Raw genomic sequence first — 22,065 nt, forward strand, 5'->3', positions numbered from 1 at the left:
CCTATTTTATACCAAAAGTTTTTCCAATTCCCTGCGGTTGATTATCTCTATGTATCCCCTTTCCGTATTTATTATCCCCTGTTTTTTCCATCTGCTCATAACCCTTATGGCGGTTTCAACCGTTGTTCCAGTCATCTCCGCTATGTCCTGCCTGGTAAGAGGAAGCTTGATTATTATCTTCCCATCCTTTTCAACACCTATTCTGTCCGCAAGCTCCAGTAAAACCTTCGCGATTCTCTCCTCAACCCTTCCAGAGGCTATGCTCTTAAGTATTTCATAGGTTTGGAGTAAGTTCGCCGTTGCATCACAGGTCATCTTTATTGCAACCGCAGGATACTTTATGGCAAGCGTTATAAAATCTTTGTTGGATATATACAGAACCTTTGACTTAAGTATAGCCATAGCTGTGTAGGTACTTTTAGGAGTGTTCCTGCCCCACTCTATCCATCCAAAGACATCTCCAGGGAAAACAAGCCTGACTATGATGGTTTTGCCATCTTGGGTTTCCTTTATTAGCTTGACAAGACCATCAATAAGTATAAAAATGCCCGGTTCTGCATCCTCTTCAAAGAAGAGATAGTCATTCTTATCGTATTCCTTTATGTTCATATATCTTACAGCTTCCCTGAGCTCATCAGGGTTAAGGTCCTCAAAGAGATGAACCTTCTGTATGAATTCAAGCTTTATATCTTCTGGAGTTCGCCCTTTAGCAGTAGCTTTTTTTCCCATCCTTTTCCTCCTATTAAAACTGTGGGTTTGAACACCACGTAATCTGTGTGAAATCCAACCTTATTCAGTCCTCCAAAGGTATGGTTGTCGCCTATAGCTACGTGTACAGTTCCCAATATTTTCTCTGCCTCAAGTAGATTATCAGGTCTGGAAGCCTTTGGGTTTGTCCCTACTCCAAACTCCGCTATAAACCTAGCCTCAGGCATCTTCTTAAATATATCCTCAATAAAGTATCTGTAATCTTCAAACCCCTCTATGCTTTCAACACCTCCATCTATGAACTTCATAGTGATAGGCCTTTCAAGCTCTCTGTCAGGAGCGTAAAGGATAACAAGCCTACCGTATGCCTCCGTTTCAATGGGAGCGGTGAAAGCTTCCCCTGCAGGCAGGTTTCCAAACTCACCGGGATTATGAAAAAGCCCCGTATCCGCTATGCCCTTTCTGCCTTTAACTGAAAACTCCAGGTCCGTTCCGTACTCGGATTTAACATGAACCCATTCGGCTTCTGTAAGCATATCCGCTATATCTGTGCTTAGCTTGGCAACAAAGCCCCAGTCTACATTCATTGAGGTGAGAAACATGGTTGGGTCAAAGAGAGGCATTGAAACATACCGAGCACCAAAAACCTCTGTAAGAGCCTTTCTGTAAAAGGTATGTGTCGTTGAGAAGTAGGGAAACGCAACTACGGCAGTGGGTACATCCTGGGCTTTCTCTTTGAGTATCTGTGATACCTCCTCCTGGGAGTAATTTTCCTTCATAAGAACTTTCTCAAGAAGACCTTTCTCTTTCAATTCACTTATAGCTTCCTTTCCAAAGGTGATTTCCCAAAGCTCCTCCGGAGGCTCGGCTCCATGGGTTTTTGTAGAGCTGTAAATCGTAAACTTGATGTTCTGAGTAAACTCCCTGCCCACTTTTGCAAAATCTTCTATGAGCTCCTGAAGATAGTCTTTCTCATCGTCGGTAAAGAGGAGAAGTCTATCCTTTACATTAAGGTTGAGGTTCGTCTTATAAAGGTTTCTTATCTGGTCACTATACATGGCTCTCCTCATATAAATTAAAATACCACCTAAGGAAAGGGAAGCCCCATTCCACCCAAGAGATACTTAAGATACTCCTCAGAGAACTCAAGACCTACTCCAACAAAGGCTCCTCTCAACTTATCGTTCAGCAGGTCATCTCCACCGAAGCGGGTGTAAAGAGGTCCCTTAAGTCTGAGCTGGATACCGACCTGCAGGTTGGGTTTGAGGTCTTCTTCTTCGGGTCTATCTTTTCTTCCCGTATCCCATATGTCCGAATAAAGTTTTATCCTTTCAGAGGGAGAAAAATCAAAACCCACCCCACCTGTTGACTCCTTTAGACCGGCTCTCACAGAGAGGTAACTCTCCTCACCCACATAGAACTTCTTTGCTATCTGAAGGGTAAACTCAGGCTTGAACTCCTTCTTGACAACCTCCCCGTTTCCCACTATCTCCTCGGTGTAAACCCTTCCTCTTGAATCACCAACCACCTCGGCGAGGTAGTATGTGTTTCTGTCAGGCTCTATTCTTAAGGACATATAACCTTTTGTGTCTCCTCCAGAGTACAGCTCTCCCCCAAAACCTACGAAGACCTTTGTCCTTGTTATTACGTCTCCAGCCTCTCCAAAAAGCTTTGCTCCTTTTGAGACGCTCCTGTATAGCTCTTCATCGGTAACCAGCTTTCCAAGGGTCCCTTCTCCGCTCTCAACCTTTGCAAGGATGTTGTCCAACCTACCAGAGGTTGTTTTTAACCTCTGGGTTATCTCCGATAGATTCCTTATAGAAGTCTTGAGGTCTACCCTGTTCTCCTTAACAACCTCATTCAGGTTACTGGAAAGGGAATTCAGATTTTCCACAAGACGAGGAAGCTCTCCTTTAAGTTCGCTGGATACGCTTCTTAGGTTAGATACGAGGATTCTTATATCCTCCCTATTCTCCGAGGCTATACCGCTCAGCTCATCAGCAAGCCTATCTATGGAGGCGATAGCTTCAGGGAGCGTCCTGTTGAGACTTTCAGTAAGCTGAGCCATCTGGGCAAGAGCTACCTTCAGGTTTTCCTGATTCTCTTCGGCGATCCTTCTCAACGTCGCGGTCAGCGCGTTTAAGTTCTCAAGGGTATCTTTCAAGTTTCTTCTGTTCTCTTCAAGCATTCTGTTCAGGTTTTCGGCAACCAGCTTAAAGCTCTCCGCAGTTCTCGTTAGCTCCCTTATCAACCTGTCCGTATCTGCCACCCCCTCGGCTGTCTTTACAGCGCCGCCCTCCGGGAGCTCTCCGCTTTCAGGCGTCCCAGGATTTATAGCCAGGTATTTATCCCCCATCAGTCCAAGGGTTCCTATAGTCGCAGATGTATCTCTGAAAAGCTTTATCCTTTTATCCACATTGAAAACAACCTTCACCCTGCTGTCTTCAAGGGTTATATCTTCAACTTTTCCAGCTCTTATACCCGAAACCCTGACCTCCGCACCTATAGACAAACCCCCAACGTCTTTGAAGTAAACCACATAGCTCTTTGTGGAGGGCTTAAAAAGGGGTATCTCGCCAAAAGTGAGTATCAGGAATGCAAAAGCTAAGGATGTGGCAAGAACGAAAGCCCCCAGTTTGACCTCTGTTGTTATCCTCATCGGTATATAGTATAAACAGAAGGCTTATTTAAGTCCCCGGTGGGGAAAGGAAGCCCCACCGCAGGGATAAAACTAAACCTTGTACCTTCTTAAAAGGTGAACTACTGTGAGGGTAAGCAGTATAAGTAGGTAAGTGGGTGAAGAAGAGCCTCCAAGTGAACATCCACCATCGTCTCCACCACCACTATCAGGAACGAGCATGACAAGAGGGTCCGTTATCTCACCGCTGTTAGTGTTGCTGTCATAGATTCCGTTGTCATTAACAGTTAAGCTCACCGTGTTGCCGTTCACACTGACCACCGAGTTTACATCGTGATAGTTGCCGTTAACGAGCTTGTAAAAGAGTGCGTTGGGAGGGATGTTGGGGAACGTAACGCTGACGGTTATACTCCCAGTTACACTGTGAACTGTAAAGTTAACAGCTCCGCAAGGTGCTGTGGCATTTATGGGGAATTGGGGCAGGTTTTTCATAACTGAAGCTCCCTCCTTGAACAGTCCGCCCTGAATGTTTACGGTTATGTTTCCACACTCCGCATCGGGGATTGATGAAGAGGAGCTATCAAAGTTTGCCGTGCAGGTCTTATCAGAATACATAACTATCTGACAAGACACGTTCGTATCACAGCTCGCACAGTCTCCTCCCCACCCCGTAAAGGTTGAACCTGTGTCCGGAGTGGCGTTTAGCGTAACACTGCTCTCTACGTTAAACTGAGCTGTGCAGTTTACTCCGCAGTTGATACCCGCAGGGTTGCTCGTCACGGTTCCTGAGCCTGTTCCGGTTTTGTTGACGGTAAGGGTGTGGGTAGGATTTGGTTCGGAGAACTTCGCCACGAAGGCGTCTTGCAAACCTTTTCTTTCAGATTGGTTCTCGTTCTTCAGAGGGAAGTCTGTTGATTGAGTATGTCCTGTTATGTAGATACTATTGGAATTGTCTACAGCTATACCCCAACCTTCTTCATTACCGCTACCGCCAAAGTAGGTCAGGTAGATTATGGAACTTCCCGTAGAGTTGATTTTGACTAAGAAAACATCCAGAAAAATTCCATTGAGAGAATCTTGGTAAGCATCGTCAGTGACAGGGAGGTCAGTGGAAGTTGTGAAACCTACTATGTAAATGTTCTTGGAGCTATCTAGGGCTATGTCCCTTCCTGCATCAGTGCCGTTACCTCCTAAATAACTTGAATAGACCAAGCTGTCCTGTTCCGACTTAGTGGTATCTATCTTTGTAATAAAGGCGTCTTGTGAAAAAGGGTCGGAGTCCAAAGCATCTGGTGTTGTCGGAAAAGTGGATGACCTTGTCTCTCCTGTGATGTATGCAACTCCGGAATCATCGGCGGCAATCCCGTAGCCTATATCGTCGCCATTTCCACCTAAATAGGTGGCGTAAAGGGTATTTCCGTTAGGGTCTAGCTTCACAACAAAGGCGTCGTATTTGTTCGAATCACAGCTGCTGTTATCGCCACAGGTTGAGTCGTAAGCGTTCATGGTAGGAAAGCTTGGTGATACGGTATGCCCGGTCACATAGGCGTTCCCGGAGCCATCAATAGCTATATCATACCCAGTGCTATCGTTTCCTATGTTCCTTAAGTAGATTAGACTGTTCTGTCCCTGCTGGTTGGTGTCTATCTTTGCCACAAAGGCGTAGGAGACACCCGATTCCCAGGTGTTGCCCGTTATGTAAGCGTTCCCAGAGTCATCAACAGCTAACCCGAAAGCAGCCGTGTTATATATATTTTGAGTCAGGTTTGCAAGATAATTCCAATATAGAACCTGGTCGCCGCTAGGATTGAGCTTTATTATGAAACCATTATTGCCGGTTATGTAAATATTCCCAGAGCCGTCTACGGCTATGTCCCACGCTATCTGGTCGTCCGTTACGTCTATATAGGTAGAGTAAAGTAGATTTCCAGAAGGGTCAAACTTTGTTATAAATGGGTCACCATCACAGGTGTTCGGATCGTTATCGGTACCGCAATCGTTATCGTATTCATTCATTAGAGGAAAGTCTGTTGAGTTGGTGCTTCCGGTCACATAGGCATTTCCAAAGTTGTCCACCGTGATAGCTCTCCCGAGCTCACCGCTACTCCCACCCAGGTAAGTAGAGTAAGAGAGCACAGGGTCTATAAAGAGGGCATACCTCTCATCGTAAGGACCCAGCCTGAAGGTGTAAACAAAGGAGTCTCCCTCCCTGTTTACCACATACTCGCCCTCTATTACCTTCTTCTTCCCTCCTATCTCCTGATAAACGTAGGGTTTTTTCTGAATTACCTCCCTACCGGAGAGAAGAACTGCCAAGAGCTCTCCCCTATCGTTTACCTTCAGCTCCTTAACACCTTCATAGCTGAACCTCACCACACCAGGGTCAACCCCAGGCTTCACCACCACATCGTATTCAAGTCTCCTCTGGTTCCCGTAAAAGACGAGGTCTATACCCTCATATACCTCTCTGTATCTGACCTTCCCGTAGGTCGGTATGTTGGTTCTCCAGTTCTTCGGGTCTTTACCCTTGAAGTAGTTGACCTTTCCTGAGAGTTTATCCTCCGCCTCTATATTTGTTTTTGGGTTTGCTCCGAGGGGTGTTATCTTCACCACTTCTGGTTTGGAGTTTTTCTTGCTGAGGGTTATATATATGCCTTCTTTGGTGAAGTAGGTGCTGTGTCCTGTGCCTTTCTCGTAGAACTTTACCTTGCTGTCAACCTGTCCCCTGTTCTCTATGAAGAAGAGGGGAAGCTCTCTATAAATGTTTGTTAATCCCGTCTTCTGCTGTTGTGTGTGAGGTCTAACACTCTCTTCCTGTATCAAGAAGAGTAGTGATAACGTAATTAAAGCAAGAGAGAAAGTTAATATGTAAACTCTCCTCATAATCCACCTCCTTAATTTTTGCTTGCAAGAAGTGTGCCAGGAGGGCTTAAAGAGTTGAAGCGGTAGGGGGAAGGGCTTTATTCAGTTCTTTGGTATATGTCCTTTTTGTGTTAAAAAGTTTTACACTTCTATTGAGTTACAGAACCGCTGAATGGTGCAGCCCAAGATTGAGATATATATATGTAAAATTTGTTTACATAGTGTAAAAAATTCTTACAGTTCTATTCGGTTTGCGTCATAAATAGACTCTTAGGATGTTCCTCCAGCCTTTTGTTATCAATTATATGGAGTACCTCAAATCCTTCTTTGACGAGTGCCTCTGCAATGAACCTCCTATGACATTCCCTCCAGTTTTTCTCAGCACACATAAAGGCAGTTTTTCCGCCCCCTGAGAGTTCCATGAGCCGCTCCAGACCCCTTTTAAAGCCTTCCTTATTCATATAACCCAGGTAGCCCTCTTTCCTCATTCCTCCAAGCTCAGGCAAATGAAAGTAAGTTATGCCTGCCTCTTCAAGGGCTTTCTCTAAATTCTCTCTGCTAAAGTGGGGGAAACGGGAACTTTTGGGGTAACTTCTCACATCAACAAGAGTTTTTATACCATACGTTTTAAGTAAGGAGATAAACTCCACTATCTCCCTTGAGCTGTGCCCAACTGAAAATATTCTCATAACATTTCCGTAACCTTTCTCAGTCCCTCCCCTGCCTTCTCACGAAGAGAATAATCCGCATAGGGTGTTATGGGTGTCTCCTCTGGATTAACCTCTATGAGTTTTGCTCCTTCCCTTTTGGCTATTAGAGGGAGTTCTGCAGCAGGATACACAAGCGCTGAGGTTCCCACGACTATGAACACATCAGCATTCTGGGATAACTCGTATGCCTTGCTAAGGGCATCTACAGGTAAAGACTCCCCGAACCAAACCACGCCAGGACGAAGTAATCCTGAGCATTCCCTACACTTAGGTGGAATCTCAGGCAGGGGGGTAGTGTATTCGTAATATTCCGCTCCGCAGTTTAAACACCTCACCTTCCATATGTTTCCGTGGAGTTCAATCACCTTCTTTGAGCCTGCCCTCTGGTGAAGCCCGTCTACGTTCTGAGTTATAAGCCAGAAGTCTGAAAAAAGCTCCTCCATCTTTGCTACTATCCTATGCCCTTCATTGGGCTGCGCTTTAGCTATAAGCTGCCTTCTCCAATCGTACCACTCCCATACCAGCTTTGGGTTTTGCTCAAAGGCTTCCGGTGTTGCAAGTTCTGCAGGGTCGTACTTGTTCCATAGTCCATCTTTTCCCCTAAAGGTGGGTATGCCGCTCTCGGCAGATATACCAGCTCCTGTAAGTACCCTTATCTTCATAACTTCCAATTTAAACCTTGACATAATTTCTTAAAACCTTAAATTGAACAAATCAAACTATAAAGGAGTTGTATCATGTCACAATCAGTTGAGAAGAACGCAGTTGTCTCCTTCCACTATACCCTTAAGGATAAGGAGACCGGAAGTGTAATTGAGTCCAGCAAAGAAGGTGGACAGCCTGTATCCTTCCTTGTAGGAGCCGGCGAGATAATCCCTGGTCTTGAAAGCAGAATGCTGGGAATGACCGTTGGTGAGAGCAGGGATATTGAGGTTCCCGCAGAAGAAGCATACGGACCCAGAAACCCGGAGCTTATACAGAAAGCTCCTCGTGAGTACTTCCAGAATGTACCCCTTGAAAAAGGGCTTCCTCTGCAAGCTCAAACCCCAGAGGGAAAAGTTATAAACATGGTCGTGGTTGATTTTGATGAGCAAACAGTTACAGTTGATATGAACCATCCGTTGGCTGGTAGAGACTTGGTTTTTGAAATTGAAATCCTTGATGTGAGGGAAGCCTCACCGGATGAGATACTTCACAGACACGCTCACGGACCGGGCGGGGCTCATCACTAAGAGCTGAAAGCTCTTCTGAGAAAGGCTAAGCCGAATAGGAAAATCATAGCCCCCACTATCGTGCCGCTTGGGGGCAAATCGTAATAGAAGGCCAACGCTATACCCGCGACCACAGATACAAGCGATACACCCGTAGATACAATTACAGCGCTGAGAAAGGAGCTTCCCATGAGTAAAGCTGTCAAAGCGGGTATAACTATCATTGAAGAGGCTAATATTATTCCAACAGCCTTTATTGCCATAACTATAACCAGTGAAGAAACGGATACTAGCAGATGGTTCATAAGGGTAAGATTTACGCCTTTCAGCTTGGCAAGCTCCTCGCTAAAGGATAGAAGGACAAGTTTCTTATAAAAGACTATGAAGAATAGGAGAACCAATGCAGAGGATACCAAAGAAAAGTAGAGTTCTTCCCTTGTGACTATGAGTATGTTTCCAAATAGGTAACTGAATATGTATTCTCCAAATCCCTTAACTATACCCAGGATAAGCACCGCAAGGGCAACACCTCCTGAGAACACAAGGGCTATTGCAGCATCACCAGGCACACGTCTGTGGTAAATTAGCACCTGAACCAGGTTGCCAACAAGTATCGTAAAAATAGAGGTAAACAGAAAAGGTTCAACACCCAAAAGCATACTCAGTGCTATACCGCCGAAGGCAGCATGGGATAAACCCGCTCCGAGAAAGGACATTCTCCTCAATATCAGGAAGACGCCTGCGATAGCAGAAACTATGCCCACCGTTACGCCTGTTAATATTCCTCTCTGAACAAAGTCATAACTAAGGAGTTCCATTTTTGATACCTCTTCTTATACCAAATAACTCCTCTATGGTGTCCAAAGCCTCATCGGGTTCCCCATAGTAATGTACACTCCTGTTTATACACAGAACCTTATCCACGTTTTTCAGAACCAAACCCAAATCGTGGGATATCATAAGTACGGTTTTTCCTTCGTTTGTAGACAGCTCTCTTAGTATTTGGGTTATGTGCATCTGAGCGTGTATATCCAATCCCGCGGTTGGCTCGTCAAGGAGTAACAACTCAGGTTCCGATGCGATAGCCATACCCAAGAGAACAAGCTGCTGCTGTCCTCCAGAGAGCTTCAGGAACTGTCTGTCTATATAAAAGTCTATATGTAAGAAGTCTGCGATATCCTTGATCCTTTCCCTTCCAGCTACCAATGAGAGGAGTTCTCTTACTGTTGCTGGGAAGTTCTGTTCAACGTTTAGCTTTTGGGGAACGTAGCCTATCCTGTTCCATTCCTTGAAGTGCTTTATATCCGTCCCGAAGAGCTTCACCTTCCCCCCAGTTGGTTTCAAAAAACCAAGAATTATCCTAAACAGAGTTGTTTTTCCTGCACCGTTTGGTCCTACGATACCGATAAACTCTCCCTTCTTTACCTTGAAGTTTACGTTTTCAAGGGTATTGACCTTTCCGTCATAGGAAAAAGATAGGTTTTCCGCTTCTACTACATACATTCCAGTGCTTCCCTGAGGACCTTCAGATTGTATCTCATTATGGAGAAGTAATCCTTACCGTGCTCTGAGGGGATAATTTTGACGTTCAGTCTGTAAATCCTTAGATTGTATTCTTTAGTGAACACGTCAGCATACTTTGACCTTGCCCCGTATATTTCAAACATAAAGTTTATACCTTTCTCCTTTACCTCAGAAATGAATCGGGAGAGCTCTATCGGTGATATATCCCCGTGAACATCGCCACTGCCTATGGAAAGCTGGCTCAATCCGTAATCTTGTGCAAGGTAACCAAGGGCAGGGTGGGGTATAGGTATCACCCTGTGCTTGCAGCTCTTGAGGTTTTCTCTGTAATCCCTGTCCAGCTCCTTGAGTTTATCCAGAACTTTACGCAGGTTCTCTCTGTAAATGTCTTCCTTATCTGGTTCAAGTTTTACAAAGGCTTTGTAAGCGTTCTCTGCTACAAGCATCATCCTTTTGGGTGAGAGCCATATGTGGGGGTCAGTTTTAACACCTCCATGCTCGCCGGAACTTTTAAGCTCTATACCCTCAGCCAGTTTAAAGGCTCTGTTTCCGGATATCTCTTCAACCTTTCTCTCCCAACCCCCTAACGGTATCCCGCTAACGAATACAAGCCTTGCCTGAGATATCTTCTTGATTTCCTTTGATGAAAGTTCGTAAAGATGGTAATCAGCCTTCGGTGGTATCAGAACCTCAACCCTGAATCTATCCCCCGATAACTCTTTCAGCACGTCGTAGAAGGGGTACACGCTCACGAGAACAAACTCTTTAGCCGTAGTAATGAGAGGTATAAGTATAAGGACTAAGAGGAATCTCACGTTTTAGCCTCTTCCACCTTGTTCAGCTTCCTAATTACTACACGAATCATATCCAGCATTGAGTTTGGGTCTGTGGCGGTTATAAGGTTTTTGTCCGCCTCCACTGGTTCTCCTGTGTAGTTGGCTCCAGCGTTTATCAGGTCGTCCTTTATGGCTGGAAAGCCGGTAACCCTTTTCCCCTCAACGAGTTTTGCGGATATCAAGACCCATGGACCGTGGCATACCGCACACACTAACTTACCCTCTTCATAACTCCTCTTGACAAGACTCAATACCTCTGTATACCTTCTGAGTCTGTCAGGAGCGTAGCCGCCTGGAATAAAGACACAATCAAAGCTCTCGTGGATAATGTCTTTCAAAACCACGTCTGGTTTAAAGCTCATGCCCTTTTTCCCTTTATACTCTTTCATAACGGGTCCTGCAGATACAACTTCGTATCCCTCCTCCTTAAAGCGCATGTAAGGGTAAAGGAACTCTACATCTTCAACAAGTTCTTCCAAAAAGATTAAAACCTTCTTCATGGGTTTAAATTTTACTTCATGAGGGAAGCTTTAACCTTACTTTTCCTTATAGTCTCCTATAACTTCCTCCTATGGTACATAACAGCCTCTGGGCTTTCTCCAATACCGTTGTTTCCGGAGGATGTTCACAACGTGATACTTGTGCTCGCTTACACTTCCGTTCTCTATATAAGCTGGTTGTTCGGGGAAAGACATGGAACCGTCCAGTGGATAGGTTACCTTTTCTTCTTCCAAATAGTAGCTCTCAGTGTATACTTTGGTAACTTAGAGATAATTGTTAGAGACTTACCGCCTGTTATCTTTACCTTTGCACTGGTGGCGCTCTTTGAATCTCCAACGGAGAGGAACCTAAAACAGATACAAAGGGAGAGGGAGGAGCTCTTAAGAGAGATTGATAGGGTCGTTAAGGAGAGGGAAAGGATAGAAGTACACCTCCGTCTTTTGAAGCAGGAAATAGAGAAGGTTGAAAAGGAAAGGGGCGAGGAAGTTTCGGAAGAGAGGGAGCGGGAACTTGAGGAAAGGCTTGAGGAGCTTCAGAGAGAGCTTAAGGAATATAAGGAAAAGGAAGAGAAACTTGTTGAAGCAAATAGGAAACTCTTTCGGCTCCTGGAGGCTATGAGAGAGGAAGAGGGGCATACGGGGAGTAGAGATGAGCTTGTGAATCTCAGGAAAGAAAGAAAGAGACTTATAAAAGAGCTTCTTCAACTTCAAGAGCTCGTTGACCTTTATTCAGATGAAAACGAAAAACTCAAAGAAGAGGTTGAAGGACTAAAAAGAGAGGTTGAAAACCTCAGCGTAAAGGTTAGTGCCCTTGAAATAGAGCTTGAACAATGTGGGAAGACTGAGGGCAGAGGGCTGCTTAAAGAGGTGTTCAGCTCAATTCCCGGTGTAAAGTTCGGTGATAGAGCCCTTGAGGAGCTTATAAAACTGCCCCCGGAAAAGAGGAAGGTTGTTATAAAAGAGGTTCTCCGCCTATCCCAAAGACAGGGTAATGAGAATGTAGAGCCTTTAACCACATTACCTGACATTTACAAGTTAAGGTTCTCCGGAGGGAGAATTTACCTCAGGAAAGCCAACAACTCTTGGGAAATCGTGGGTGTGCTTGGTTCAGAGGACAATAAGGAGAAGGAGCGTTACATAAAGAACGTTTTAAGTAAAATATATAAATAAAACAACGCAGAAAAAAGGAGGAAAATATATGGCAAGTTTAAGAGAAACTCTTGAGAAGCTCGCCTCTTTAAGGTCCGAGAGCGCTCTGGTAACGTCTCTTTATCTTCACCTGAGACCAGAGGAGAGGCAGGACAACAAGTACCTGAGAATTTACAAAGATATGGTAAAGGAGAAAAAGGAAGAACTCTCAAAGAGGAACCTCTCTAAAGGGCTTTTTGACTCCCTTGAGAGGGATTTTGAGACGATAGGTGAATTTCTATCTGAACCGAAGAACTTAGATGGGTGCAGGGGCATAGCTATCTTCTCCTGTTCGGCAGAGAATATCTTTGAGGTGGTAAAGCTACCTTACGTATATAGGAACAGACTTATGGTAGCTCCCGACCCTCTTATAAGAGAGATAGCCGCCATAGACGAGGAGTTCGGAAAGGTGGCTGTCCTCCTGTTGGACAGAAAGCATGTTAGGTACTTCCTCATGGATATAGAGGAAACGACAGAGAAGGTAGATTTCCTTGAGCCGCTTGCTACCAGGGCACACAGATTCCATAGCGGGGGTGCTGCCTTAAAAGGTGCACAGGGAACATTTCAGCTCAGGATGCCATCCAGAGGAGCAGCTCCAAATATGGTTCAACACTCTTACGGCGAGTGGCGTTTTCACATGAGGATAAGGGAGGAGTGGCACAGGGTTCTCAAGCTTGCTGCAGATGCAGCCTTTGAAGACTGGAAAGAGAGCAAGTTTGACAGGCTTGTCATCGGAGGCTTCCTTGAAAATGGTATCAGGGAGATAGAAAACCACCTTCACAGGTACCTTAAGGAGAGACTGTTGGGGTACATAGAGGTGAACACCTCCGAGGCTAAACCTACGGAGGTCAGAGAGAAGGTTCTCAATCTGCTATGGGAAAAGGACAGAGAAGAGGAAAGGAAGCTGATATCTGAGCTTGAGGAACTTATTGGGAAGGGTCTCGCCGTAAACGGCACCTCTAAAGTTCTTGATATGCTCGCCGTTGGCAATGTAAGGACCATCCTGGTTCCTGAGAACTTTGAAAAACCCGGGTATCTATGTCCGGAAACCCACCTAGTATCTCTGAAACCGGAGTGCCCCCTTGAAGGGGAAAAACCTGTTGAGATAGGGGACATAGTTGATGAGGTTATAGAAGAGGCACTTGACCAGAAGGCAACCGTTGAGATAGTCGTAAACGAGGAGTTACAGAGGAAGATTGATGGGCTCGCTGCCTTTCTGAGATTTAGCCTATGAACGAAGAGAGGTTAATGATTTTCATTGATGGCTCTAACCTCTTTCACGGTATAAGGTATCTCAACATCAAGATTGACTACGGAAGGCTTATTGAGTTTTTGAGGGAAAGCAGAAGGCTTGTGAGGACGTACTTTTATACTGCAGTTCCTCAGGACAGGGACGTTAGAAAGGGGACTCCCGAGTGGGAAAGTCTCGTTCGTCAGAAAAGATTTCTGGATGAGCTTGCCCTCTCAGGTATAAAGGTTAAGCTTGCAAAGTTGAGAAAACTACCCTCAGGTGAGTTTGTAGAAAAGGAAGTTGACATAATGCTCGCCACGGACATGCTCTCCTTGGCTTATCAGGATGCTTATGACACTGCCATACTTGTGAGCGGAGACAGCGACTTCATATATACAGTTGAAGATATACAGAGAATAGGGAAAAGGGTTGAGAACGCAACCTTTAAAAAGACGAGCTCCTATAACCTCAGAAAAGCCTGTGACAGGTTCATACTCCTTGACGATTTCCTTGATAGGTTCACTTATGAGGAGAAACCTGCACTGTACGAAGAGGTTGGTTTCTGGGCAAAGATAAAGAGCCTTTGGAAGAGATGAAGCTTCTTGTTGCAACTACAAACCCAGGTAAACTCAAGGAAATAAAGAGGATACTGGAACCCATAGGTCTTGAAGTGGTTGAGCCTACGGAGAATATAGAGGTGGAGGAAACAGGAACTACGTTCCTTGAGAACGCCTACCTTAAGGCAAATGCTTACTATGATAAGTTCAAGCTTCCCACCCTTGCCGATGACTCTGGTCTCGTTGTTGACGCTCTTGGAGGTTATCCAGGGGTTTACTCAAGCAGATTCCATGAAATAGAGTTTGGGGGTAAAGAACCAATCATAGGAAGCAGGGACGAGACAAATATAAGGAAACTCCTCAGACTTATGAAGGGAAGAGAAGACAGAAGTGCAAGATTCGTTGCCTTTGTGGTTCTTTACTTCAACGGCAAGGGATTCTTTGCAGAGGGCGAATGTAAGGGAACGATAACCGAAAGTCCAAGGGGGCAGGGTGGTTTTGGGTATGACCCCATCTTTAAACCGGAAGGTTTCAAGAAAACGATGGCTGAGCTCTCCCCCGCAGAGAAAGATGCAGTTTCCCACCGAGGGAAGGCTTTGAGGAATATGTCAGAGCTCCTGTCCAAGTGTAAGCTGTAGTGAGTGTGAAAAGAAAGATAAAAACTCTGGAAGCTTTAAGAAGCACTTTAAATGTCTGGGAGGTGATAGCTGTCAACAGGTATAAGAAGTACAGCTCTGTTGTTGGCGCTCAACTTCCTTACTTTCTGAGACTCCAGGAAGTTCTTGAACATCTTTACTCTCTTTACTCAGGAGTAAGGATAGACCTGCTGGAGTTAAGGGAGGAGAAGAATGTTGATGTACTTGTCCTTACTTCAGACAGGGGTTATATAGGAGATTTTGTTACAAGAACGCTTAAGACCCTGAAAAGCTTCATTGAATCTAAGAAAGACAAGAATATAAATCTCTTTCTTGCCGGCAAGAAGGGAGCCACCAGCAGGTTACTTGATACAGGGGCTGTTGTTTTTGAAGGTGTTCTCACAAAGGATATAGATTGGGATGCAGTCGGAAATATAAAGAGTGTCTTGGTAGAAAGGTTCAGGAAAGGTTTCAGCGATGCCTGCTATGTAATATTCCAGAGACCCGAGGTTGAGCTGGGGGAGTTGATAGAAATTGAGGAAAGAGAGAGGAGGGAAGCACTGCTTGAGGAAAGCCCTTTCTTTTATCCAAAGTTTGAGGAGGTTTTCAAAGTGAAACCCATGCTTGCTGCGGAGAGAGGGAGATACAGGCCTGTAATCACCAGGTTTCTTCCCGCAGACGTAAGGAAGAGGTACTCCAAAGAGATCATTTTAAACATTGAAGCTCCTGAAGAAGCGTTCATAGATGGACTCCTAAGGCTTTATATCAGTTTTTTTATAAAGGAGGTATTCCTTGAGCATTTCACATCCATAAACTTTGCAAGGTACAGAACTATATCAAGGATACTTGAGAATATAGATAGGAAATTAAACACTTACAGGTTTGTGCTGAATAAACTCAGGCAGGAGAAGATAACAAAAGAGATAGAAGATATAGTATTTGCCTTCTTGGCTACCGAAGAGAAAAAGCTGAAAAGCCTCTTTGAGAGGGGGTATATCTTGGAGATAGACGTAAAGGCTGAGGACACGAGAGGGAGAGAACTCAAGGAAAGGTTGGAAAAGCTTGGCTTCCCGATAAGGGAGGTCCGTAAGAGGGTCCTTATAGGTGGTTTTAGGCTTTTAAGAGAGGGGGAAGCTATAGATTTATCCGTTGAAGGGGTGTTCAATTTACTGAGAGGCAGCATCAAACGCCGTATATTGAGAGGCAAGGACTGGTAGCCGGCAGTCAGAGGTTCAAATCTCACCAGCCCACAGTAAACTAATTTATGTGTTAAAACTTCTAACTTTACTCTTCCTCATAAGCTCTGTTTCCTATATAGACAGGATAAACATAGCCGTTGCGGGTAAGGGACTCATGGAGGAGTACGGGATAGACCCGGTAAGGATGGGGGTTCTCTTCTCCTCCTTCGTCCTGGGATACGCCCTCTTTCAACTGCCCGGCGGAGCTTTCGCCGACAGGTTCGGAGGTAAACTCACCCTCTTTGTAGCCCTAATATGGTGGTCGGTTTTTACCGCCCTTACGGGTGTGGCAGGTGATATAGCCCTTTCCCTCGGATTTTCCGTCCTGCCCTTTCTCGTTCTCGTCAGGTTTCTCGTAGGTGCTGGTGAAGCGGCAGCCTTCCCCTCCTACAACAGGATAGTAGCCTCGGAGCTTCCGGAGGACAAGAAAGGCTTGGGAATGGGTATCTCAATAGGCGGTATAGGTGTGGGCGCCGCTCTGACACCTCCCTTTGTGGTCCTGGTAATGGAGAGCCTCGGCTGGAGGTGGGCTTTCTACCTCTCCGCTCTCCTCGGAATTCTGCTCGCTTTCCTGTGGTGGGTTTCGGTGAGTGAGAAAGGAAGTAAGAAGATTGAAGAGAGAGGCAACTTCCTGCAGGTTTTGAAAAGGAAGGAGGTCTGGTTCCTCACACTGAGTTACTCCACCTTCGGGTACATCGTTTACGTTTACTACTCCTGGTTCTTCCTCTACCTTAACGAGGTGAGGGGTATAAACCTGAAGGAAAGTGCACTCCTGAGCATGCTTCCCTTCGTATCTCTAACGGCAGGGTCTTTTATCGGTGGATATATGAGCGACAGGTTGAGGGAGAGGTTCGGGCTAAACGTCGGAAGAGTTCTCGTGGTGGTGTCAGGTATGAGCCTTGCAGGGTTTTTCATTCTTCTCGGAGGGGCTTCTGAGGGTAACCTGACTGCCGTTTTCAACCTTTCCGCCGGAGCCTTCTTCCTCTTCCTATCCCTCGGAGCCTACTGGGCTCTTCCCATAGAGTTTTCCAATCCCAACGCAGGGAAGATATCGGGGATAATGAACACAGGGGCGAACCTGGGCGGGACCATATCTCCCACCCTTACACCCCTGATAGCTCAGTCCTTCGGCTGGCAGAACGCCATAAACTTCTCAGCCTTAATGGCTTTCCTTGGAGCCCTTCTCATATTAGGATGCTGGAAGAGATAGCTCAGAGGGGAAGCCAGAAAGCGCCTTCCCCGGAGTATCTTTTACCCTTTACCTCAAAGTCGGTATCTTCCCTTTCTTTCTCTCCTGGAAGCCAGAAGGCTCCTTCACCTTTATATTCGTAGGCAGGAATATCTTTCACGCATTCCCTCTTTATATCTCCAGGAAGCCAGAAGGCACCCTCTCCGTGATAGGGGTCCCTCTCAACGGCAAGAACCACACCAGCTCCAGCAAGCAATGCAAATACAAAACCTTTCATCTTTCTAACCTCCATAATAATTTTTAACTGATAATAATTTTCAACCAAGAAGGGGTATTATTTCTATGAGGACTGTCACAAAACTTGAAAAACTTGACAACAGGTTAAGGAAGGTAGATAACTACGTCCCCCTTCCCGTTCAGCTTAGCCTGACATGCGAGCCTTTCGTTTTCCTCAAGTCCTTTCTCCTCTATGGTTTCAGCCTCTTCAAACTCCGGCGGATAGAGGTTCTCCATACCCTCAAGGACTATGACCTTACAGGAGGTGCACTGCCCGTGCCCGCCACAGGCACTATCAAGTTCGTAGCCGTGCCTGTACAGCACATCCATGATGCTCTGGTTTTCTATACCCTCAAATTCCTGACTGCCGAGGTTCAGAACCCTCACCTTGGGCAAGCCTCTTTACCTCCTTCAGCCTTTCCTCCAGAACCCTCACCGCTTCCTCAATGTCCTCCCTCTGAGAGGCTGCGAGCCTCGGAAAGTCGGTTATCTCTATCGTTTCAAGAACAGGTTTCTTATCCCTGTCGTAAATTATCCCTATCCACACCCCGTATATCCCCGTCTCCTTCCACTCGGCGGGCTGGGTTTTAGACTCGTAATATATCCTGACCTGACCCTCTCCGAGGGTGTCAAGTATTGCTTCCCTATCTTCAGGAGTTATGGGAACCTTGTTTATGTAAATAGTATGGGTCTCTCCCTTCTCAAGGAAGTCTTTCAGAGCCTGTAAAATTTCCGTTAGTATGGGGACGGCATTCATCAGCATAGGAGCTCTCCCACGGCGGAGGTGTATTCAGCCCAGCTCTTTATACCTTCCAGCTTTTTCACCGGTTTTCCTTCCCTGATAACAAGCACCACCGGAGCAAAGAGGACGCCGAGCTCCTTCAAAAGTTCTTTAGCATCACCGATATCAACGACGTAAAACTCAAGGTCTGGAAAACTCCGGGCAAGCTCCGGGAAGACCACATCAACGTCAAATATCTCCTTTATCTTCTCCCTGTCCTTCTCCGAGCGGACGTAGAGAACAAAGTTCCTTTTCTCCGTTATAAGCTTTCCGAGCTCATCCGCCGATAGCCTTTTCAACTCCTCAAGCCTCACCGAGGACCTCCTTCTCCTTCACCTCAACACCCCACTCCTTCAACTGTTCTAAGGCTCTCTCTATCAGTTCCGGTATCTTCTCCTCCACCTCCGGTGTTAGCTCCGTGCTGAGTTCAAAACTCTTGGGCTCTATTCCCATAACAACTATCTCGGGAATTGGCTTTCCCATCACCTCCATCAGTGCGAGAACCTCCTGAAATCCTATCTCGTGCATGGAGACCTTCCTTCTGAAGTAGCTCTTCACCTCTTCTCCTTTAATGACGTAAAGGGTCCCGGGGGGCTTCCCTCCGGATACGGCGTCAAGAACTAAGAGCTTGCTTACTCCTTCAAGGTGGTAAAGGAGGTCTATCCCGAGGGTCCCCCCGTCCATGAGCCGAACCTCCTCGGGGAACTCATACAGCTCTCCCAACCTCTCTAAAGCCCTTACCCCGAGACCCTCATCGCTCAGGAGTATGTTCCCGATGCCGAGAACGGTAATCATATCAGGGCAACCGCGAGGGCAAGAAGTGCCGCACCGGCGAGTTTCACATACCTTTCCCTCATGAGGCTTCCGACAGCCATACCAGAGAGGTGTAGCATCGTTGTTGAGAGAAGTAACCCGAGCACGTAGAGGGCAGGGCTATGCAGAGCCGGTGCCTCAAGTCCGTGGAGATTTCCGTGGACAATTCCAGAAAGGGCTATCAGGGGTAAGGCTACACTAAGACCGATTCTCTTTGTAAGGAGGAGCAGTCCCATAGCCACGATGGAAAGGAGGGCTCCTACCTCTCCGCCAGGAACGGGGACTCCCCCGAGACCTAAGAGCGTTCCTCCGAGCATAGAAGCTAAAAAGATGGAAACGGGGATTAAGGCTCTTATCCCAAGCAGGTAAGCCCCCCACAGACCGACGGCGACGGCAACGCTCAGGTGGTCAACACCGCTCAGAGGGTGAAGGAATCCCGAAGAGAAGGAGCCGCTTCCGTAGTGAACGTGTCCAGGGTGAGCCAGCGCCATCCCCGTGCTCACGAACAGTGCAAATACAAACTTTCTCATGACAGGACCTCCTTTACTTTATATCCTCAATATCCACTGGCTCTTTCTCAAAGACCTTGTAGCCGTTAAACATTGAAGAGAGCTCCCCGTTCTTCTTTATAGCCTCCTCCCTCACGACGAAGTAAACGTGAAGCACCGCAAATATTATTATGAGCCAGGCGACCCAGTGATGCCACATGTGGGTGGGAAACTCTCCCCCGAGGAGCCATATTATCCATCCGAAGAGACCAGCCCAGAAGCCATTCGGATTGGACATACCGTACATGGCAAAACCCGTAACTATCATGAAGAGTATGGCGAGGTAAACGAGGGGGTAAACCGTCCTTGCGCAGGCGTTCCTTATATACTCGTGCCCTTCGTCGTCCCTCATGAAGAGGAGGTATTTCAGGGTTATCTCCTTAATCCCTATCCAGTAATCTTTCCTCCAGACCGTAGGGAGGACGAGCCTGTCTCTCTTGCTGAAGATGGCTATTATCAGGCGGAAGATAAAGCTCGCGAGGAGGACGTAGCCCGCTATGAAGTGAACTTTCCTGATTAGCCCCATCGTCAGCCCTTCCTCGTAAGCGTAGGTAGCCTCAACACCTGTCGGTCCGAGGAAGAAGGCTCTCCCTATGTAGAGCCCCGTTACGAAGAGAGTTATTATCGTGAGGAAGTTCACCCAGTGCCATATCCTGAGTCCGGGACTGAAGATGTATATCTTCTTAGCTTCCCTTACGTCCATAGCTCACCTCCCATCAGCAGGCGGGAATTCCGCCCTGAACCTTGACCTCAACTATCTCGTTCCCCTCAGTGTCGTAAAGGTGGGTTGAGCAAGCGAGACAGGGGTCAAAGGAGTGAATGCCCTTCAGAACCTCCACGGGCTTCTCCGGAACCTTGACAACCGTGTCCTTCATGCACTCCTCAAAGGCTCCCTGACCGCCCATGGGGTCTCTCGGAGAGCCGTTCCAAGTGGTAGGGACAACGCACTGGTAGTTCTCTATCTTCCCGTCTTTGATTATCACCCAGTGTCCGAGGGCTCCCCTTGGGGCTTCCGTTATGCCCACACCCTTAGCCTCCTTGGGCCACTTTTCGGGCTCCCACTTCTCCATGTTGGCAACCGCCGTATCTCCGGCTTTAATGTTGTCTATAAGCTTCTTGAAGAAGTAGAGGTTTGCCGCAACACCGACCTGAGCCTCAAGACCTCTCGCTGCCGTCCTTCCCACCGTGGTGGGGAGCCACACGTGGGGAGGCACTCCGAGAACCTTGGAAACCGTGTCTATCTGGTTGACTATGAGTTCGTCCATCCAGCTCGGCTTTATGTGCCCCTGCTTTACGGCGGTGTAGGTGATTATGTATCTCGCTAAAGGTCCAACCTCACAGGGCTTTCCTCTCCATCTTGGTGACTTGAGCCATGAGTACTTACCCTGCTCGTCCAGATACTTCCAGTGGGTCTTGGTTCCCTCCTTGGGTCCAGTGTAGTTGGGTTCGGTTATCCCTTCCCAGGGGTGGAGTCCCTTGCTCTCGTCGGGATACTTGTACCAGGAGTGGGCAACGAACTCTTGAATTACTTCAGGGTCGGTGAAGTCCTTACCTACCATCGGATAGTACTTGGCTTTATCAACTCCGAGGGCGAAGTCTTCAACTACTCCGTTGGAGTGGTAGAGAATCTTGTTGTGGTAATCTCCCCCCTTTATGTCGTCGTAGGGCTCGTCGGGGAACTCTCCGTATCCGAGAACCCTCTTCTTGGCGAGACCCCCACCGTAGGTCCATCCCTTCTGAACGTATATGTGCCCTATTGCAAGGAGGTCTACGAGGTAGAAGAGGTTCACAGCCTCAGCCTGAGTGTATATGGCGTCCTCAACCACAGCGAGCTTCTCGGCGTTTATGGGTGCGTTCATGTCGTCCATTGATATGGAGCACATCATACCTCCAACTATATAGTGGGGATGAGGGTTCTTACCTCCAAAGACCACCTGTGGAATGAAGAGCTCCCTCTGAACGTCCAGCATGTTCAGGTAGTGGGCTACTGCCATCAGGTGAACCTCAGGAGGTAGGAGCTTGTAGTCGGGATGGTCCCACCAGTGGGCGGCGAATATACCGAGCTGTCCGCTCTCAACGAGCTTTTTAATCTTCTCCTGAAATGCTCTGAAGTAACCGGGTGTAGCCTTCGGGAATTTCCTCGGATAGGCTCTGTGCCCGAGAGGGTCGGGCATCAGCTCCGCTATCCCTCCGTACTTCTCAAGGAGCTTGTTCTGGAGTGCAGCGGTGGCAACGGGGTCAGCCTTTAGGGCTTCCACCGGAGAAACCCAGTCTAAGGCGTGGAGGTGGTAGAAGTGGACGGTGTGGTCGTGAGCCTGAAGAGTTCCGTACATTATGTTCCTTATGTAGTTGGCGTTCTTGGGTATCCTTATCCCAAGGGCATCCTCAACGCATCTGACCGAGGCGTAGGCGTGGATAGAGGTGCACACACCGCATATCCTCTGGGCGAAAGCCCAGGCGTCTCTGGGGTCCCTACCTCTGAGTATAAGCTCTATTCCCCTCCACATCGTCCCTGCCGAGACGGCGTCCTTGACCTTTCCAGTCTTCTCATCAACGATAAGCTCAATCCTTAAATGTCCCTCGATCCTCGTTACCGGGTCAACAACCACCCTCTTCATAA

Annotated in this window: 25 protein-coding genes; 7 read left to right on the forward strand and 18 right to left on the reverse strand. The window is 47.0% G+C overall.

Going from position 1 to position 22,065, the window contains the following annotated elements:
- Nucleotides 1-6: 6 nt before the first annotated feature.
- The 6 genes from BCF55_RS05160 to BCF55_RS05185 all read right to left on the reverse strand — a co-directional run bounded on the left by BCF55_RS05160 (nucleotide 7) and on the right by BCF55_RS05185 (nucleotide 7,604).
- Nucleotides 7-729, reverse strand: a complete 723-nt coding sequence (locus BCF55_RS05160) for a Crp/Fnr family transcriptional regulator (protein WP_121010969.1) — start codon at nucleotides 727-729, stop codon at nucleotides 7-9.
- Nucleotides 684-1,766, reverse strand: coding sequence for an aminopeptidase (locus BCF55_RS05165; RefSeq protein ID WP_121010972.1), 1,083 nt, complete (start codon nucleotides 1,764-1,766; stop codon nucleotides 684-686). The genes BCF55_RS05160 and BCF55_RS05165 overlap by 46 nt, the downstream gene beginning before the upstream one ends.
- Before the next feature lie 29 nt (nucleotides 1,767-1,795).
- Complete coding sequence (locus BCF55_RS05170) at nucleotides 1,796-3,367, reverse strand: MlaD family protein (protein ID WP_121010975.1); 1,572 nt, start codon at nucleotides 3,365-3,367, stop codon at nucleotides 1,796-1,798.
- Nucleotides 3,368-3,439: 72 nt separating this feature from the next.
- On the reverse strand, nucleotides 3,440-6,229 hold the full coding sequence (locus BCF55_RS05175) for a DUF7948 domain-containing protein (RefSeq protein WP_121010978.1): 2,790 nt from the start codon (nucleotides 6,227-6,229) through the stop codon (nucleotides 3,440-3,442).
- Between the two features lie 221 nt (nucleotides 6,230-6,450).
- Nucleotides 6,451-6,897, reverse strand: coding sequence for a DUF488 domain-containing protein (locus tag BCF55_RS05180; protein ID WP_121010981.1), 447 nt, complete (start codon nucleotides 6,895-6,897; stop codon nucleotides 6,451-6,453).
- Entirely contained in the window at nucleotides 6,894-7,604 is a 711-nt protein-coding gene (locus tag BCF55_RS05185) for an SIR2 family NAD-dependent protein deacylase (protein WP_274542103.1), read from the reverse strand. Before BCF55_RS05185 ends, BCF55_RS05180 begins: the two co-directional genes overlap by 4 nt.
- Before the next feature lie 51 nt (nucleotides 7,605-7,655).
- Here BCF55_RS05185 and BCF55_RS05190 point away from each other — a divergent pair, with 51 nt between their 5' ends.
- Nucleotides 7,656-8,150 carry an FKBP-type peptidyl-prolyl cis-trans isomerase gene (locus BCF55_RS05190; RefSeq protein ID WP_121010983.1) on the forward strand — a complete coding sequence of 165 codons (495 nt, stop codon included), beginning with the start codon at nucleotides 7,656-7,658 and terminating at the stop codon, nucleotides 8,148-8,150.
- Here the strand turns inward: BCF55_RS05190 and BCF55_RS05195 are convergent.
- From BCF55_RS05195 to BCF55_RS05210, 4 genes are read right to left on the reverse strand one after another with little or no spacing between them, the layout of a single operon-like run.
- On the reverse strand, nucleotides 8,147-8,947 hold the full coding sequence (locus BCF55_RS05195; protein WP_121010986.1) for a metal ABC transporter permease: 801 nt from the start codon (nucleotides 8,945-8,947) through the stop codon (nucleotides 8,147-8,149). The genes BCF55_RS05190 and BCF55_RS05195 overlap by 4 nt on opposite strands.
- Nucleotides 8,934-9,632: a metal ABC transporter ATP-binding protein gene (locus BCF55_RS05200; RefSeq protein ID WP_121010989.1), complete on the reverse strand. Its 699-nt coding sequence runs from the start codon at nucleotides 9,630-9,632 to the stop codon at nucleotides 8,934-8,936. Before BCF55_RS05200 ends, BCF55_RS05195 begins: the two co-directional genes overlap by 14 nt.
- Nucleotides 9,623-10,468, reverse strand: a complete 846-nt coding sequence (locus tag BCF55_RS05205) for a metal ABC transporter substrate-binding protein (protein ID WP_121010992.1) — start codon at nucleotides 10,466-10,468, stop codon at nucleotides 9,623-9,625. Before BCF55_RS05205 ends, BCF55_RS05200 begins: the two co-directional genes overlap by 10 nt.
- Entirely contained in the window at nucleotides 10,465-10,989 is a 525-nt protein-coding gene (locus BCF55_RS05210; RefSeq protein ID WP_121010994.1) for a type 1 glutamine amidotransferase domain-containing protein, read from the reverse strand. Before BCF55_RS05210 ends, BCF55_RS05205 begins: the two co-directional genes overlap by 4 nt.
- 18 nt (nucleotides 10,990-11,007) lie before the next feature.
- On the opposite strand from BCF55_RS05210, the gene BCF55_RS05215 reads away from it, so the two are divergent.
- The 6 genes from BCF55_RS05215 to BCF55_RS05240 are packed head-to-tail and all read left to right on the forward strand — an operon-like array spanning nucleotide 11,008 to nucleotide 17,048.
- A complete protein-coding gene (locus BCF55_RS05215; protein ID WP_121010997.1) occupies nucleotides 11,008-12,159 on the forward strand; it encodes a coiled-coil domain-containing protein in 1,152 nt (383 codons plus the stop codon).
- A gap of 28 nt (nucleotides 12,160-12,187) precedes the next feature.
- A complete protein-coding gene (locus tag BCF55_RS05220; RefSeq protein ID WP_121011000.1) occupies nucleotides 12,188-13,411 on the forward strand; it encodes a baeRF12 domain-containing protein in 1,224 nt (407 codons plus the stop codon).
- Nucleotides 13,408-14,004 (forward strand): LabA-like NYN domain-containing protein, encoded by a 597-nt coding sequence (locus BCF55_RS05225; protein WP_121011003.1) that lies wholly within the window; start codon nucleotides 13,408-13,410, stop codon nucleotides 14,002-14,004. Before BCF55_RS05220 ends, BCF55_RS05225 begins: the two co-directional genes overlap by 4 nt.
- On the forward strand, nucleotides 14,001-14,603 hold the full coding sequence (rdgB, locus tag BCF55_RS05230) for an RdgB/HAM1 family non-canonical purine NTP pyrophosphatase (RefSeq protein WP_121013152.1): 603 nt from the start codon (nucleotides 14,001-14,003) through the stop codon (nucleotides 14,601-14,603). The genes BCF55_RS05225 and rdgB overlap by 4 nt, the downstream gene beginning before the upstream one ends.
- Nucleotides 14,604-14,608: 5 nt before the next feature.
- Nucleotides 14,609-15,817 carry a F0F1 ATP synthase subunit gamma gene (locus BCF55_RS05235; RefSeq protein WP_170144754.1) on the forward strand — a complete coding sequence of 403 codons (1,209 nt, stop codon included), beginning with the start codon at nucleotides 14,609-14,611 and terminating at the stop codon, nucleotides 15,815-15,817.
- Between the two features lie 49 nt (nucleotides 15,818-15,866).
- Nucleotides 15,867-17,048, forward strand: a complete 1,182-nt coding sequence (locus tag BCF55_RS05240; RefSeq protein WP_170144755.1) for an MFS transporter — start codon at nucleotides 15,867-15,869, stop codon at nucleotides 17,046-17,048.
- 1 nt (nucleotide 17,049) lies between these two features.
- Here the strand turns inward: BCF55_RS05240 and BCF55_RS05245 are convergent, their stop codons facing one another.
- The 8 genes from BCF55_RS05245 to BCF55_RS05280 form a co-directional block, all read right to left on the reverse strand.
- A complete protein-coding gene (locus BCF55_RS05245) occupies nucleotides 17,050-17,304 on the reverse strand; it encodes a hypothetical protein (RefSeq protein ID WP_121011012.1) in 255 nt (84 codons plus the stop codon).
- 104 nt (nucleotides 17,305-17,408) lie between these two features.
- Entirely contained in the window at nucleotides 17,409-17,690 is a 282-nt protein-coding gene (locus BCF55_RS05250) for a 2Fe-2S iron-sulfur cluster-binding protein (RefSeq protein ID WP_121011018.1), read from the reverse strand.
- Nucleotides 17,656-18,066 carry a hydrogenase expression/formation protein gene (locus BCF55_RS05255; protein ID WP_121011021.1) on the reverse strand — a complete coding sequence of 137 codons (411 nt, stop codon included), beginning with the start codon at nucleotides 18,064-18,066 and terminating at the stop codon, nucleotides 17,656-17,658. Before BCF55_RS05255 ends, BCF55_RS05250 begins: the two co-directional genes overlap by 35 nt.
- A complete protein-coding gene (locus BCF55_RS05260) occupies nucleotides 18,060-18,398 on the reverse strand; it encodes a thioredoxin domain-containing protein (RefSeq protein WP_121011024.1) in 339 nt (112 codons plus the stop codon). Before BCF55_RS05260 ends, BCF55_RS05255 begins: the two co-directional genes overlap by 7 nt.
- Nucleotides 18,388-18,879 (reverse strand): HyaD/HybD family hydrogenase maturation endopeptidase, encoded by a 492-nt coding sequence (locus BCF55_RS05265; protein WP_121011027.1) that lies wholly within the window; start codon nucleotides 18,877-18,879, stop codon nucleotides 18,388-18,390. Before BCF55_RS05265 ends, BCF55_RS05260 begins: the two co-directional genes overlap by 11 nt.
- Nucleotides 18,876-19,427 (reverse strand): HupE/UreJ family protein, encoded by a 552-nt coding sequence (locus BCF55_RS05270; protein WP_121011030.1) that lies wholly within the window; start codon nucleotides 19,425-19,427, stop codon nucleotides 18,876-18,878. The genes BCF55_RS05265 and BCF55_RS05270 overlap by 4 nt, the downstream gene beginning before the upstream one ends.
- A 13-nt stretch (nucleotides 19,428-19,440) precedes the next feature.
- Nucleotides 19,441-20,148: a Ni/Fe-hydrogenase, b-type cytochrome subunit gene (gene cybH, locus BCF55_RS05275; RefSeq protein ID WP_121011033.1), complete on the reverse strand. Its 708-nt coding sequence runs from the start codon at nucleotides 20,146-20,148 to the stop codon at nucleotides 19,441-19,443.
- A gap of 13 nt (nucleotides 20,149-20,161) precedes the next feature.
- Nucleotides 20,162-22,063, reverse strand: coding sequence for a nickel-dependent hydrogenase large subunit (locus BCF55_RS05280; RefSeq protein ID WP_121011036.1), 1,902 nt, complete (start codon nucleotides 22,061-22,063; stop codon nucleotides 20,162-20,164).
- Nucleotides 22,064-22,065: the final 2 nt, after the last annotated feature.

Source organism: Hydrogenivirga caldilitoris, assembly GCF_003664005.1.
Lineage (GTDB): Bacteria > Aquificota > Aquificia > Aquificales > Aquificaceae > Hydrogenivirga > Hydrogenivirga caldilitoris.

Excerpts from the sequence above, each read along its gene's own strand:
- BCF55_RS05160 (WP_121010969.1), bottom strand. The coding sequence starts at position 729 with ATGGGAAAAAAAGCTACTGCTAAAGGGCGAACTCCAGAAGATATAAAG.
- BCF55_RS05165 (WP_121010972.1), bottom strand. The coding sequence starts at position 1,766 with ATGTATAGTGACCAGATAAGAAACCTTTATAAGACGAACCTCAACCTT.
- BCF55_RS05170 (WP_121010975.1), bottom strand. The coding sequence starts at position 3,367 with ATGAGGATAACAACAGAGGTCAAACTGGGGGCTTTCGTTCTTGCCACA.
- BCF55_RS05175 (WP_121010978.1), bottom strand. The coding sequence starts at position 6,229 with ATGAGGAGAGTTTACATATTAACTTTCTCTCTTGCTTTAATTACGTTA.
- BCF55_RS05180 (WP_121010981.1), bottom strand. The coding sequence starts at position 6,897 with ATGAGAATATTTTCAGTTGGGCACAGCTCAAGGGAGATAGTGGAGTTT.
- BCF55_RS05185 (WP_274542103.1), bottom strand. The coding sequence starts at position 7,604 with ATGTCAAGGTTTAAATTGGAAGTTATGAAGATAAGGGTACTTACAGGA.
- BCF55_RS05190 (WP_121010983.1), top strand. The coding sequence starts at position 7,656 with ATGTCACAATCAGTTGAGAAGAACGCAGTTGTCTCCTTCCACTATACC.
- BCF55_RS05195 (WP_121010986.1), bottom strand. The coding sequence starts at position 8,947 with ATGGAACTCCTTAGTTATGACTTTGTTCAGAGAGGAATATTAACAGGC.
- BCF55_RS05200 (WP_121010989.1), bottom strand. The coding sequence starts at position 9,632 with ATGTATGTAGTAGAAGCGGAAAACCTATCTTTTTCCTATGACGGAAAG.
- BCF55_RS05210 (WP_121010994.1), bottom strand. The coding sequence starts at position 10,989 with ATGAAGAAGGTTTTAATCTTTTTGGAAGAACTTGTTGAAGATGTAGAG.
- BCF55_RS05215 (WP_121010997.1), top strand. The coding sequence starts at position 11,008 with ATGAGGGAAGCTTTAACCTTACTTTTCCTTATAGTCTCCTATAACTTC.
- BCF55_RS05220 (WP_121011000.1), top strand. The coding sequence starts at position 12,188 with ATGGCAAGTTTAAGAGAAACTCTTGAGAAGCTCGCCTCTTTAAGGTCC.
- BCF55_RS05225 (WP_121011003.1), top strand. The coding sequence starts at position 13,408 with ATGAACGAAGAGAGGTTAATGATTTTCATTGATGGCTCTAACCTCTTT.
- rdgB (WP_121013152.1), top strand. The coding sequence starts at position 14,001 with ATGAAGCTTCTTGTTGCAACTACAAACCCAGGTAAACTCAAGGAAATA.
- BCF55_RS05245 (WP_121011012.1), bottom strand. The coding sequence starts at position 17,304 with ATGAAAGGTTTTGTATTTGCATTGCTTGCTGGAGCTGGTGTGGTTCTT.
- BCF55_RS05255 (WP_121011021.1), bottom strand. The coding sequence starts at position 18,066 with ATGCTGATGAATGCCGTCCCCATACTAACGGAAATTTTACAGGCTCTG.
- BCF55_RS05265 (WP_121011027.1), bottom strand. The coding sequence starts at position 18,879 with ATGATTACCGTTCTCGGCATCGGGAACATACTCCTGAGCGATGAGGGT.
- BCF55_RS05270 (WP_121011030.1), bottom strand. The coding sequence starts at position 19,427 with ATGAGAAAGTTTGTATTTGCACTGTTCGTGAGCACGGGGATGGCGCTG.
- cybH (WP_121011033.1), bottom strand. The coding sequence starts at position 20,148 with ATGGACGTAAGGGAAGCTAAGAAGATATACATCTTCAGTCCCGGACTC.
- BCF55_RS05280 (WP_121011036.1), bottom strand. The coding sequence starts at position 22,063 with ATGAAGAGGGTGGTTGTTGACCCGGTAACGAGGATCGAGGGACATTTA.